This window comes from Terriglobia bacterium (assembly GCA_035712365.1).
Lineage (GTDB): Bacteria > Acidobacteriota > Terriglobia > UBA7540 > UBA7540 > SCRD01.
The window spans coordinates 1-13,863 of record DASTAW010000046.1 but is presented as its reverse complement, the minus strand read 5'-3'; the positions used below and the strand labels follow the sequence as shown (position 1 = coordinate 13,863).

Annotated in this window: 11 protein-coding genes; 1 reads left to right on the top strand and 10 read right to left on the bottom strand. The window is 59.5% G+C overall.

Translation table 11 applies throughout. The features are described 5' to 3' along the window. The 10 genes from VFQ24_13800 to VFQ24_13755 form a co-directional block, all read right to left on the bottom strand. Positions 1-243: a hypothetical protein gene (locus VFQ24_13800; GenBank protein HET9179426.1), complete on the bottom strand. Its 243-nt coding sequence runs from the start codon at positions 241-243 to the stop codon at positions 1-3. Positions 244-276: 33 nt separating this feature from the next. Then, the gene (locus VFQ24_13795; protein HET9179425.1) at positions 277-2,946 is read right to left on the bottom strand and encodes a ComEC/Rec2 family competence protein; all 2,670 of its coding nucleotides are present in this window, start codon (positions 2,944-2,946) and stop codon (positions 277-279) included. Beyond that, positions 2,946-4,223, bottom strand: coding sequence for a class I SAM-dependent RNA methyltransferase (locus VFQ24_13790; protein HET9179424.1), 1,278 nt, complete (start codon positions 4,221-4,223; stop codon positions 2,946-2,948). The genes VFQ24_13795 and VFQ24_13790 overlap by 1 nt, the downstream gene beginning before the upstream one ends. 58 nt (positions 4,224-4,281) lie before the next feature. Continuing rightward, the gene (locus VFQ24_13785; GenBank protein HET9179423.1) at positions 4,282-4,989 is read right to left on the bottom strand and encodes a hypothetical protein; all 708 of its coding nucleotides are present in this window, start codon (positions 4,987-4,989) and stop codon (positions 4,282-4,284) included. 2 nt (positions 4,990-4,991) lie between these two features. Beyond that, entirely contained in the window at positions 4,992-5,774 is a 783-nt protein-coding gene (locus tag VFQ24_13780) for a type III pantothenate kinase (protein HET9179422.1), read from the bottom strand. Positions 5,775-5,826: 52 nt separating this feature from the next. Beyond that, complete coding sequence (locus tag VFQ24_13775) at positions 5,827-6,819, bottom strand: biotin--[acetyl-CoA-carboxylase] ligase (protein ID HET9179421.1); 993 nt, start codon at positions 6,817-6,819, stop codon at positions 5,827-5,829. A gap of 74 nt (positions 6,820-6,893) precedes the next feature. Further along, positions 6,894-7,775 (bottom strand): carboxylating nicotinate-nucleotide diphosphorylase, encoded by an 882-nt coding sequence (nadC, locus tag VFQ24_13770; GenBank protein ID HET9179420.1) that lies wholly within the window; start codon positions 7,773-7,775, stop codon positions 6,894-6,896. 13 nt (positions 7,776-7,788) lie between these two features. Then, positions 7,789-10,536 (bottom strand): valine--tRNA ligase, encoded by a 2,748-nt coding sequence (locus VFQ24_13765; GenBank protein HET9179419.1) that lies wholly within the window; start codon positions 10,534-10,536, stop codon positions 7,789-7,791. A gap of 322 nt (positions 10,537-10,858) precedes the next feature. Then, complete coding sequence (locus VFQ24_13760; GenBank protein HET9179418.1) at positions 10,859-12,100, bottom strand: outer membrane protein assembly factor BamD; 1,242 nt, start codon at positions 12,098-12,100, stop codon at positions 10,859-10,861. Positions 12,101-12,242: 142 nt separating this feature from the next. Further along, the gene (locus tag VFQ24_13755) at positions 12,243-12,926 is read right to left on the bottom strand and encodes a ribulose-phosphate 3-epimerase (protein HET9179417.1); all 684 of its coding nucleotides are present in this window, start codon (positions 12,924-12,926) and stop codon (positions 12,243-12,245) included. A gap of 349 nt (positions 12,927-13,275) precedes the next feature. Here VFQ24_13755 and VFQ24_13750 point away from each other — a divergent pair. Then, positions 13,276-13,863 (top strand): hypothetical protein (locus tag VFQ24_13750; GenBank protein HET9179416.1); only part of this gene is annotated, 588 nt, incomplete at its 3' end.

The following is a 13,863-nucleotide window of genomic DNA, read 5'->3' as shown; positions in this document are numbered from 1 at the left end:
TCAAACCACCTTGTATTTCTCGGCGAATATGCGTTGCAGCCGCGGCCGGTAGATAAGATCGAAGGTGTGGCCCTTGTCGGGGAAAAGGTTGAGGGCAAACTGGCGGGTGGCGGCAATCAGTTCAGAGGCCTGCTCAACCGGCATGTCCTCCTGCTGGAGCGTGCTCGTCACCAGGTCCATCACCAACTGAAGCCGCCGGACTTTCCTGGCCTCTTCCTGGATTTCCGCCTCGGTCGGCACCATCACCTCACTCGAAGAGCGCGCCCCACAACACCATTATAGGCCGGAAAAGTCCGCCGCACGGCCCTTCGGACGCGGCCAGTGGAATTCCCTGGCAGTGCCGTAGCATCGGACGGTGAGAGTTGACTTCTTCATGTCAATTGTAATGGCCCCCTCCCTGGCCGTTGTGAGCACAGGCACGTCAACCGAGCCGTGAGCGCCAATGTGCAAGACCCCTCTCGCCAGCCGGTCCTGATTACGACCACCGGCTTGCAACACAACCGCAGGTTTCACCAGCTCCACAAATTTCTTTTGAGAGAAGATTTCTGACAGCGGCCGTGAAGATTCCAGTACGTCGCTGGAAAGGTCGTTCACCGATTCTGCCAGAATCCGTCCCACCCGTCCGTCCGTCGCGCCCTGCAAGAGAAAGCTTCCGGCCGGCCCCGCAACGCGCAGCACGGGCGCCCTGTCGCGGAAGGGCAACAGCGAGCTGCCCGAAACAGCGCGGGGCCATAGGACCTGAATTGCTGTTGTGCCGGGGTCCTCGCCGGTATCCGGCGCCAGGTCCCGAATCTGAACGCCCCGTTCACGCGCGGCGTCAACCAGAGAGCGAGTGTCCGGACCAGAATTGCGAGGGCTGCGCCACAGTTCACGGACCTTGAAATTGTGGAGGATTGCCGTCATGGCCTGGATGTTTTCATCGCTCCCTTCGCCAAGGACTGCGATGTCGATTTTCTTAATGCCGCGCGACCAAAGGTAGGGAGAAACAATCTCTTCGCCCGGGTTCCAGCGCCCGGCCTCCGAACCAAACTGCTCCCGGCCTCCGGCATCTACCAGGAGCGTGGTCCCGTCAGGAAGCACGCTGAAAAGCGCTTCACCTCGTCCGCAATCAAGGGCCGTCACCTCAAGCTGATCTTTCGGCAGGTTCGAAGCAAACGGATACGAAACCACCAGCCCGGCAAAGGTTATGAACAGGCAGACGGAGACGAAGAAAGGACGCCGGCGTCGGCCCAATGTCAGTGCGGAGGCGATTGCCGCAAGCGCAAAGCCCAGGACAACCCAGAAAGGCGGTCCCGGAATCCGGTAAGACATCCACAGGGGTGCGCCGCGAAATTCGGTGAGGGCCAGCAGGCCGCTCGTGATCCAGAAAAGCAGCTTCCCTGGCAGCACGGCCAGCGCCGGCAGTGTCGCGGCAAGCGCCACCGTGGGCAACGCCAGCGCCAGCAGCACAGTCATCAGCGGAAATGCAATCGTGTTCAGGCCGATTCCAACAATGGTGATTCGATGGAAAGTCTCCGCCATGGGCATCATGAGCCCCACCTGAAGGACCGCCGAAAACAACACCAGGTCTGCCGCCCACAGAGCAATCCGGAGCGGCATGGTGACAGCGTTCTCGCAAAGCGCCGGATGCCTCTCGAGCCATGACGATTGCGCTTTGAGCCAGCCGATCATCATGCGAAGCTCCACCCGAAACCGAGCATGGCGCGGCGCTAAATTGATGTCACGGTCCAATTCTTTCAGCCCAAACAGTGCGTTTCGGTAAGGGACCGTCGTGCGCTGAAGGATGGGAAGCGCCAGCCCGGCAATCAGCAGTGCAGCGGAGAAAGAAAGCTCGAATCCTGCCTCAAAAAGCCATGCGGGCCGGTGAAACAGCAAGACCAACGCCGCAAGTCCGACCGCGTTCAATGCCGACCGGTCACGATAAACATAGCGGGCCAGCACGTAAGCCGCGATCATCAAGGTTGCACGCAGCGTGGGAGCACGCTGTTCGACCAGCAGTGAATAACCTCCCAGAAAAATGAGGAGGCATGCCGCCCTCCAGGATTCTCCCACTCGAAAACGGTAAAGAAAGAAGAGAATGATAGACGCCAGCAGGCCCACATGGAGTCCGGCAATCACCAGCAAGTGATATAACCCCGACTGCCTGAAATTCTCCACGGTATCGGAATCGAGCGATGATCGGTCACCCAGAAGTACAGCTTTCAGCACCGCGCCCACGCGCCCCTCAGGCGACCACGATGGGTACAGGCGGTCAATCCCTCGCAGCAGGCGCCGCCGGACATTCGCGACCAGCATGGCAAAACGAGACGCCTGTGCTGCGGAAAGTTTCTGCACGGCGCGCGGATTCCTGATGTTGCCTTCCCATGAAATGTCTTCGACCGCTTCCAGCCACCAGCGGAAATCAAAGCTCCCGGGGTTGCGGTAAACGTAGGGCTTTTCAAACCGGACGGGCGCCCGGACCAGGTCGCCGTATCGCAGATCCATCGCTTCGACCGTCGCCCAGCTTTGCGCATCGGCGGGTGTGAACAACCGGGCCTGGATTTTTCCCCGCACCCGCCGCCACTCGCCGCTGATTTCGACCCTCCGGCATTCCAGCTCAAACCTGTAACTGTTATCGCCGCGAATCGGGTTGCTGGCAATCACGCCCTCCGTTTCCACTTCCTTGTTGAGGTCCGCGCCCCAGCCGGCGAGGTTGTGAATGTCGTTGGGCAAAAACCGGTATTGAAACGCGGCGCCGGCCGCCATGCCCGCCAGCACAAAACCCGCGAGCGCCATGCAGACGGAGAGTGGAATCCAGTCCTGGCGAAGAGATACAAGGCCAATCAGAAGGCAGGCGGAAGCGGCGGCAAGCGGCAGCCAGATGTCATCAAAGCCGGGGGCCAGCGCGCGCGCGGCCAGGATGCCGAGCGCAAAGCAAACCGCCACGATCAGCAACGGACTCTTCATCAGGCCACAGGGTCCTGACAAACCAGACGCGCCAGGCACTCGATGTGATAGGTGTGCGGGAAGCAGTCGAACATTTCAACCCCTTCCAGCCGATAACCCATGCTGAGCAAGCAAGACAAGTCACGCGCCCAGGTGGGCGGATGACACGCAACATAATGAACACGTTGCGGCTGCAAATCAACCAGATATTTCAGAGTGGATTTTCCGGCGCCGCAGCGGGGCGGGTCAAGCACCACAAGGCCGGGCCGGGTCTGCGCAAACCGCCGAAGGAAATCTGCCGCCGGCTGCCCCACCGCGCGAACGTTTTCCAACCCGTAGTTTGCCGCATTCGCTTTGAGGTCGCTCGCCGCCGCAGGATGCGACTCCACGCCGATCACCTGCCGGAACCGCCGGGCAAGCGGAAGCGTAAACAAGCCTCCGCCCGCGTAAAGATCAATCGCCAGTTCTCCGCCAGGCACATCCGTCACAGCGTTCACCAGTTCCGGAAGCAGGTTTCTGGAAGGCTGAAAGAAAGCGCCGGCGCTGACCTGATATCCGAACTCGCCCACGTGGTAAATGAAGTCAGATGGCCCGAACACTTGCGGCTCTCTCCCGTCAAGAAAGGCCACGGCCACAACGCCGTCAAATTCCCCGATCAGGTCCTTCGCCAGCGATTCATGATCGCCTGCCTCGGGGTTTCCGTGGAAGGTGATGCGGACATGATTGTCCTGATCGTTGACTTGCAGCTCAACTTCCCGGCAGCCTCGCAGCCTCGTAGCCCACTCCGGCCGGCGAAGCTGGCCCAGCACCTGGTTCAGGCGCGGCGAGAGGATCAGGCATTCGTCAATCGGCACAAGCCGGTGCGACTCGCCCTCGAAAAATCCCACTTCAACTTCGCCGGATTCGTTTTCGCCCACCTTCAGTTGGGCCTGATTTCGATAATTCCAGGGACCCGCCTGATGGACGATGATGTCTCCGTCCCATGTGATTTTTCCGATTCGCTTCAGGGTCTCGCGCACAATCTCCGATTTCCACCGCACCTGGTGTTCAACCGCAAGATGCTGATAATGACACCCGCCGCATCGGCCAAAATACGGGCAGGGAGGACTGACGCGCTCGGCAGCACTCTCGAGGATGCGCAAGGGTCTGGCGTGGATAACGCCTTTGGCGACGCGCACGGTTTCCACTTCCAGCCGCTCGCCTGGCAGCGCGCGCGGCACAAGCACGGTGCGCCCTTCCGCGTGGCCAAGGGCCTCGCCGCCATACACCAGCTTTTGCGGGGAAAATTCAAATGACACGAATGATCCTTTAGCAGAAGACTTGAGGGCAAGCCGTTACTACAAATCGCAACCGGCTTTACATATAGAACAAACTCAGCCGCGGAAGGTTGTAATGTTCAAAAAGACCCTTCTTGATGAATTGTCGCTCCAAAGATTCCGTCTCGCCTCTTCCAAGGTTCCTGCGATAGGGCGCCATGGCGCGGTCCATCTCCGCCCGGAAGGCAGTGAGCAATTTGACCGGCGCGGCGCGCGTGAGAGAAGCAGAAAGCTTGTCTTCCAGCGCCGTCAGTTGCCGTTCAAGGCTTTCAGGATCGCGCCCCCAATCGGCATCGCTGGATGCAATCTCGCCGAGAGTTTTTGCTGCCTCGCGGAAGTCCAGGGCCAGAATGCTCTCGCCCCCGGCCTCCTGTGATGCCGCCGCACGCTCAAGGACCTCCCGGTTGCGGCTAAGAAAAGCGGCGACGTCATCCCTTACGAAGACCGGCTCGTCGCCCCCCGCCTTTGCTTGCGCAGCGCCGACCCCAGCCCTGTCGGCCTGTTCGGCGGCGCGCAGAACTTCCTGCGAGCAGTAAGCCAGGCTGTTGACTTTCTGGAACCGCTTCGGCCGCTTATGATACTTCTCAAAGGTGCGCTCAATCCCGGTCAGCACGGCCTCCAGTGGAATGTCCGCGTCCTTCCATGATTCGATGAGCGCCCAGTCCAGCGTGGAAAGCAAAGTCGTGGAGCCGCGCGCCCGCTGGAAGCACTCTTCAATTTCGGTGAAGTAGTTAAAGTAATTTTCCAATGTTATTTGCGATGAGCGGATGAAGCATTTCGTTCGTAGATGATCCGAAGCCCTTCGAGCGTCAGGAACGGGTCCACCGGAGGCTTGTGTTTCAAGGCAGAAGCCAGCAATTCGGCCTGGCCTCCCGTGGCAATCACGCGCGTTTTGGCGCCCATCACAGCGCACATGCGGTCAAGCACCCCGTCCACAAGGCCCACGGACCCGTAGAAGAGTCCCGACTGCATGCTGGAGACCGTGTTGGCGCCGATAACGCGTTCGGGCTCGCGAATCTCGACGCGCGGCAGGCGGGCGGCGCGTGCAAACAGTGCTTCGGCTGAAATACCGATTCCCGGCGCGATCACCCCGCCCAGATATTCGCCCTTTTCCGAGACGGCATCGAAAGTGATGGCTGTGCCGAAATCCACCACGATACACGGACCACCGCATTTTTCAAATGCCGCAACGGCGTTGGCAATGCGGTCGGCCCCCACCTCCAGCGGGTTGTCATAGTGGATGGCCATTCCGGTACGTACCCCTGGGCCCAGAAAATACGGCTTGACGTGAAAGTACCGCTCAGCCATCTCCTGAATCACCGGATTGAGCGTGGGGACCACGCTCGACACCATCACGGCTTTGATCTCGCCAGGCTGGATGCCGCCCAGCGTGAGAAGGTTCCGGCTGAGGATGCCGTATTCGTCGGCCGTCTGCTCACGATGGGTGGAAAGGCGCCACTGGGCGAACAGCTCGCGCTCTTTGAAAACCCCTAGACATGTATTCGTGTTGCCAGCATCAATGACGAGAAGCATGGTGTTCCTGCTCGGTACGAAAGCGTCCTGGACAGCAAGGGCGAAGGCGCGGCTATCTCAGTTCGGTGATCTCGCCTGCCACCAGCAGCCCCTGCCGGCCGTCATCGCGACGGACCTTCAGTGCGCCGCTCGCATCAAGGCCCGAAGTGACGCCGGAATATTCACACCCGCCGGCGTTCACGCGGACGCGCTTTCCATCGGCATAGCTCGAGGCCGCCGACCACTCCCGAACAATGGCCGGGTTGCCTTCATTCAAAAGCATATGATAGTAACGTTCGACGTCGCGAAGCAATTCCACCAGGATGTGCAGCCGCGAGTAGTGGCGCCCCCCTTCAAGCGCGAGCGATGTCGCGATTTCCCGAAGCTCTTCCGGCATCGAGCTCTGATTCACATTGATGCCGATGCCCAGTACCACCATGTGAAGGCGGTCAACTTCAGCCCTCATCTCCGTGAGAATTCCGCAAACTTTTTTGCCATTCACCAGCAGATCGTTGGGCCAGCGGATGTCGCCACCGAGGCCGGTGGCCGAACGCACAGCGCTGTGCACGGCAACGCCCGCCAGCAGGGTCAGGACAGGCGCAGCCGCTGGGGCGAGCGGCGGCCGCAAGATAATTGAAGCATAGATCCCGCTGGATTTTTCAGAATACCACTTCCGCCCCAGCCGCCCCCGCCCGGCTGTCTGCTCTTCGGCGATGACCACCGTGCCATGAGGCGCAGCCTGGGCGCCCAATTCGAGTGCTGCGCTGTTGGTCGAATCAGTGCGAAAGTAGTGGATGACCTTATGCCCGATTTCTGCGTTCGGGAGTTCAGCCCGCACCAGGCTCGGCACGAGAACATCGGGCAATTTCTCAAGCTGGTAGCCGTGGCTTGCATGTCCCTTGATGGCAACGCCCAGTTCGCGCAGTTTTTCGATCCACTCCCACACCGTGGACCTTGAAACGCCAATCTCAGAGGCGATCTTGGGCCCGGGCACCACCACGGTCGCGTTCTTGACCAGCAGGTGGACCAGTCGATCGATCTTGTGATCTGTGGTTCCGAGGCTCATGCCTGTTCCCCATGGCGCATGGACCGGGCGCCCTTGCCCAAAGCCGCTCGCGCGCCGGAGCGCGCCGGTTCCACTTAAAAAGGCTCAATCAGGAAATGGATATCAACGGCAGGCGCCGAGTGCGTCAGCGCGCCAACGGAAATTCTGTCAACGCCTGTCTCGGCGTAGGCATGCACGTTTTCAAGACTCACGCCGCCTGATACTTCCAGCAGCACGCGCCCTCGGGCCAGGCTGACGCACTCCGCCACTTCGCCGGGCGACATGTTGTCCAGCAGGGCAAGATCGGCGCCAGCGCCAATCGCTTCTTCAAGCTCCTGGGGAGTTCGGACCTCGACCTCAATCGGCATCCGGGCTGGACGTCCCGGCCGCACCCGCTGGATTGCGGCACCGATGCCGCCCGCAATCGCAATATGGTTGTTCTTGATCAGGATTCCGTCATCGAGCCCCATCCGGTGGTTCGTCCCGCCGCCCATGCTGACAGCGTACTTCTCAAGAATTCGCAGGCCCGGAGAGGTCTTGCGGGTGTCCAGCAATTCCGTCTTCAGCCCTCGCAGTTGGTCTTTGAATTTCCGTGTAAGGGTCGCGATTCCGCTCAAGCGTTGAAGAAAATTCAACGCCACGCGTTCGCCGGAGAGCAGTGTGGCGGCTTTTCCTTCCACCGTGGCCAATGGCTCACCCGCAAGCACGGCGGTGCCGTCCGATGTCACGGCCTTCCACTCGTAGTCCGGTTCCAGCATTCTAAAAACTTCTGCCGCCACGGGAAGCCCGGCCACCACCAAAGGCTGCTTGGAATAGAACGTCCCCCGCGCCTTGGCCGTCTCAGGGACAGTCAGGCTGGTGGTCAAATCGCCGTCGCCGAGGTCTTCAACCAGGGCGCGGGACACGACCCTGCGGACCTGCTGCACAGGAAGGCCTGACACCATCTCGTCGAGCGATGCAGAATGGCCTTGATTCATTCCCGCCACGCGGTCATCCCAGCCTTTCGAGAGACTCAACAACTTTCTGAAATTGAACTTCAAGCTCGGCGCGATGGTTTTCGGTCTTCCGAACAACATCCTCGGGCGCGCGATCCAGAAAGCTTCTGTTTTCGAGCTGCTTTTTCACGCGAAACAATGCCCCTTCCAACTTCTCCTTTTCCCTGCCGAGCCGCGCACGCTCGACGTCATCGTCAACCTGCTTGTGGTGGACAAGCTGAAATTCAAATGCGGAGGTCACGGGGATTCCCCCTTCAAGCCCCCCGGAAACGGTCTCCAGCGATTCAAGCCCGGCCAGCCTCAGAACGGTTTGCCGGTGAACATTGAAAAGGTCAAGAATCGCCGCATCTTCACTCGCCGTTCGCGCCCCGACATTTTCTTTCTGCAAACCTGATTCCGCTTTGGCGTTACGCGCCGCCACCACCAGGCTGCGGATGTTCTCAAAGTCTTTTTCCGCAACCGGATTCGCGGCCCGCGCACTCACCAGCGCAAAAGGCGTGAGGGAAATTGATACCTCATCGGCGCGATTGGGCAGGCGATGCCAGAGCTCTTCCGTGATAAACGGCATGAACGGGTGCAACAGGTGAAGCGCCGATTCGAAAATCAGCAGGAGGTTCGCCCAGGAGTTGCAGGAATCATCCGGGCCCAGCGTCCTGGCGATTTCCGGCTTAATCCATTCGAGATACCAGTCGCAGAACTCACCCCAAAAGAAGTGATAGACCTTGAAGGAAGCTTCGTGGAAGCGGTAGTCCGCCAGGGCCTCTTCAATTTCCTTTGTGATGGCCGCCAGCCGTGAAAACATCCATTGGTCCGCCAGCGCCAGGGTCGGCGCTGTTGGCAGAGGCCCAAACCCATTCTCTGGAGCCGCTTTTGTCGCGGCTGAGATGCGCGTGCGGACTTCCGGAGCAAGCTTCTCGAGGTTCATCAGAATAAAACGACTGGCGTTCCAGATTTTGTTGGCAAAAGCGCGGTACGATTTAATCTTGTCGTAGCTGAAAGCGATGTCGGTGCCCGGCGCGGCGCTAATGGCCAGCGCAAAGCGGACGGCATCTGTTCCGTATTGCTCCGTCACCTCGAGCGGGTCAATCACATTGCCCTTGGTCTTTGACATCTTCTGTCGTTCGGCGTCGCGGACCAGAGCATGGATGTAGAGCTCGCGAAACGGCACGTCATCCATGAACTTCAGGCCCATCATGATCATGCGCGCGCCCCAGAAGAACAGGATGTCAAAGCCCATGATCATCAGGTCGGTGGGATAGTAGCGGCGCAGGTCGGCCGTATCTTCCGGCCAGCCGAGCGTTGCGAACGGCCACAACGCCGAGCTGAACCAGGTGTCGAGAACATCGGTCTCAGGCTGAAGATCTCTGCCCGCGCACTTTGGGCAGGTCGCCGGCGACTCTTCCGAAACAATCACCTCGCCGCACTGCCTGCACGTCCAGACCGGGATGCGGTGGCCCCACCAGAGCTGGCGCGAAATGCACCAGTCGTGAATGTTGGACATCCAGTCCAGATAGATCTTGCGGTAGTTCTCGGGAACAATCCTGATGCGGCCTTCCTCCACCGCGCGGATGGCGGGTCCGGCCAGAGGCTGCATCTTCATGAACCATTGTTTTGACAGGATCGGCTCAACCACAGTTTTGCAGCGGCTGCAGATGCCCACGCTTAAAGCGTAGTCCTCTTCTCTCTCCAGGAGCCCGGCTAATCGAAGATCATCCAGGATGCGCTCCCGAGCTTTGTAGCGATCGAGTCCCTGGTAAGGGCCGGCGGCCTCCGTCATGCGCGCCTCTTCATCCAGAACCTTCAACTGCGGCAGGCTATGACGGCCGGCGATGGCAAAGTCGTTGGGATCGTGGGCGGGCGTGACTTTCACCGCGCCTGTCCCGAAGTTCGGATCGACAAATTCATCGGCAACAATGGGAATGACGCGTTTGAGCAGCGGAAGTGCCAGTCTCCGGCCCACGGCATGACGGTATCGCTCATCCTTGGGATTCACTGCCACGGCGGTATCGCCCAGCATGGTTTCCGGACGCGTTGTTGCGACAGTGATGTAGTCGCGACCGTCTTCAAACGGATACCGGATGTACCAGAGCTTGCCGGCACGCTCCTCGTGTGCCACTTCAAGATCACTCACCGCCGTTCCGCAACGCGGGCACCAGTTGACGATGTAGGTGCCCCGATAAATTAAACCATCGTTGTAGAGCCGGGCAAATACCTGGAAGACGGCACGCGAGTACTCGGCATCCATCGTGAAACGCTCGCGCGTCCAGTCAACCGAAGCGCCCAGCCGCTCCATCTGCTTCCTGATCCTCCCGCCGCTCTGTTCCTTCCATTGCCAGCAGCGCTCAAGGAACTTCGACCGGCCCATTTCAATCCGCAGACGGCGGCCCTCGCGCCTCCAGGAAGCTGTTGCCGACGCTTGACCCCCAAGTTCCGGCAGAGCTTCGCGTCCGATCTCCTGCTCCACCACCATTTGAGTGGCAATGGAAGCGTGGTCGGTCCCCGGTAGCCACAGAACGTCTTCTCCGCGCATGCGATGCCAACGCATCAGGATGTCAATCTCCGTGTGTTCCAGCATGTGCCCAATGTGGAGCGACCCGGTCACGTTGGGCGGCGGGATCACCAGGCTGAAACGCGGACAGGAAGGATCGTCCGCCGGGCGGTAGAGCTCCTTCTCAACCCATACCCGTGCCCAGTAAGGCTCAATGGATTCAGGGGAATAGACCTTGGGGATCTCGGTTTGCACTCTCGCTCCAATCCCCGTTGCACCCGATCTGCATCCCAGGCACTGAAAAGCCTCTCCGGAAGTGCGGATCGTTAACAGGTCACTGGTAAAGCTTAAGGTTAGATTACTATATCGTCAGGCCGCGAGCCGGTCAACTTGCGGGCACCGCATCTCTTATACCAAGGCGCCGAAGGAAGTTGTACCAAAATGGAGCACTCGTTGAGATGCGCCTTCGGCGGAGGCCTCTTGGCCAAGGCCCCAGACTTTGCCAGTGCGAGCCTAGAACCTGAACAGAGATTCTTCAGGGCCGGGGTGAAGCAGTAAGGATGGCTAAGCCACACGTTCAGAAAGGCTTAAGAACCATCTTAAACATGTGGAGGGGGCCTGATTTCTTCTTTGGGACTGTGGCTGTCTTTGCTTCGTCGTCGGGCTTGTCCGCAGCCTTATCCTTCGCTTTGGGATCGGGCGACGCCTTGGCGACCGCCGAATTGTCCGCAGAAGCAGCGGGATCAACGGCTTTGCCGCTCTTCAGGGCTTCCTCGCCCACCGGCTGGACAGCGATTGCAGTTCCTGAAGTCTCACCGGGCTGGGGATTCTTTGCCATCATCACCGGGTTGTTGGAGGGATTCGTAAGGACCACAGCTCCATGCCGGGTGGCAGCGAGGTTAGGCGCACTGGAGAAAGTCCCCATGACCTTCTCCACCAGGCTCAGACGAGAATCATGCAGAGCGTCGGCGTGGGCACGCGCCAGGGTCGCCCTACTCGCCCTGGGGACCGGTTGGTGCATTGCAACAAGCTGCTCCTTGGCGCCCGATACCATCGGGCTTAACGGATAGTCGGTCAGAATCCGAGCGTAATACGGAACAGCGTCATTCGGCTTTTTCAGACGTTCGTATGTCTGCGCCAGATACCAGCATGCCGTATCCGCCTCGCTGAACGAGGGATAATGGTCCACGATTTCCAGCAGGCGAGACTCAGCTGCCGGATTGGCATGCTTTTCGAAATAGAATCGCGCAATCTCAAATTCACCCTGAGCCAGGACTTCCTGGACCTCGCGCAATCGGGCCTTGGCGCGGGGCATCAGATCGCTGTCAGGATACTTCAGAAGAAATTCCTTAAACTCCGCCTCGGCCAGCCGGATCTGGGTCAGGTCGCGGTCGGGTTTCCCCATCAGCCGGAAGTGCGACATGGCCACTCGGTACTGGGCCATCGGCGCCTCGGGAGCTGTCGGGAAGAAGGTCTGGAAATCCTTGTACTCGGCCTCGGATTCGGTAAGTCCTGCGGTCCCACCCTGCTCAAAGTAGGAATCCGCAATCGCCAATTTGGCTTTAGCGAGGTATTCGCTGTCGGGATAAGTATTGAGCAGCGCCTGGAGTGTCAGCCGGCCAACGTCATAATGGCCGTGGTTTATGGCGTCAAGGGACTTTTCATAGAGAATCTTGTCGGGCTGCTGGCCGGTTGGGAGCAGGTTGTCCGTTGGCCCTCTGTGCACAAACAAAACGCAACCGGGCAGCGTCATGACGGCCACAGTCAATAGGGAAAGCAGCCCGATCCAGCGCGGTCGCGACCGAACTATCCCGCGCATGCAGGCACGCGCGGCCACCTCCTGGGTCGCGTCCTGTGCTCTAAGCCGCAAGCAATCTGTCATGATTTCCTTGTGAAAACCCGCAAACCTGGAAAATTTCGAGGTCCCGCACCAAGTGCAAAACTGTCAACCGGCAGCCAAGTTACTGGGCCCGGGACTTGATTCCCTGCCCGAAAGCTGGGGAACCACCGCTCAATGCCTGCGTTAGCGCGCGCATGGCTTCGCCACGCCCTTTTCTATCAAAGATGGCTGGACCCACCACAAGGATGTCTACACCCGCAAGTAATAATTGTTCCGCTTCGCCGGCGCCGACATCCCCCTCTGCCGCTACGGCGAATTTCAATCCAGCGCTCTCGCGCGCCCTAACGAAGGTTGCCACTCTTTTGAGGGACCGCTGCAAAAGGCTTCCACTCCCCGTCTCCACCACTACAAAATTGAGGTCTTCCAGGACTTCGAAGCAGCTTGCCACCGGCGTAGCAGCGTTCAGGGCCACGCCCACTTTCACTCCCAATTTTCGCGCCGCGCCAATGGCCAGGCTTATGTTCTGGGTTGTCTCAAGGTGGATTGCGAGGGAATCCGTGCCAGCTTCAACAAAGTCCTCGATATAACGCTCAGGGCGCTCAATCATCAGGTGAACGTCCACCTTCAAACGGGTCGCCTTTCGGATGCTGCGAACGACCGGTTGCCCGACAGAAATCTGGGGCCGGAAATGGCCATCCATGACGTCAATATGGACGGACGACACTCCCAGAGCCTCGATAAGTCCCAGTGATTCTCCCAGCCGGGCAAAGTCTCCTGCGAGCAGCGAAGGCACAATCGAGGCCATAAGCGATTGCGCAAGGGTGTGACCTCATAGCCAGCCCCGGCACAACCATCAGGCTAACACACTTCCTGCCGCCTTGAAAGGGTTGCGGCACTCGTTTCGTTACGGGCATCGGCCCCGGGGAAGGACTAGGCATGTGATCGGCCTGGCGTGCTCCACCCTGGTTCAGGCGATTCGGTGCGCAGGGTCCGCAAAGGCCGCAATCGTTCAGCAAAGCTGTCCAGTTTATCTATAACACCCCAGAAATGAGATCTCCGGAAAATTTCGACAATTTGCGCTTGGCGGATGACGTGACGAGCTATACAAACCCGGCGGGATTCATCGTGAACCAGGGAATCGACTGGGAATCGACGTGAACCAGCGGCCAACCAGCTTGACGTACGGCGCGAATATGGCCGTATCGAGCATCACCTATACGCCTTGGGGCGCCATCAGCACGATGTGCGGGGGCCAGGGCTGCGCGCAGTCGCAGGAAACGCGCCAGTATAACAGCCGGCTCCAGCCAGTACTGATGGAACTGGGCAATTCGAGCAACCTGTCAGCCGATTATTCCCTGACTTATACTTATGCGGGAAACTCCAACCCGCCGTGCACGATACCGCAAGGCGCGGGCGACAACGGCAGCATAACGGGTGAAACCTACACGGACAATGTGAATCCGGGTTACAGCCACACCTTCACTTATTGTTACGATGCCGTGAACCGGCTGACGCATGCGGTTGCTTCGGGGAGTCCGGCCTACGATCTGATGTACAGCTACGACCAGTACGGCAACGGAACGTGTGTTCCGGGCTCGGGGGGTGGTTTGTGCCCAGCGATGAGCTATAATTCAAGCACGAACCGACTCACGAGCATCGGAAGCACTGCCGTCAGTTACGACGCGGCCGGCAACCAGTTGAACGACATATGGTCCACCTACGAGTACGACGCCGAGGGGCGG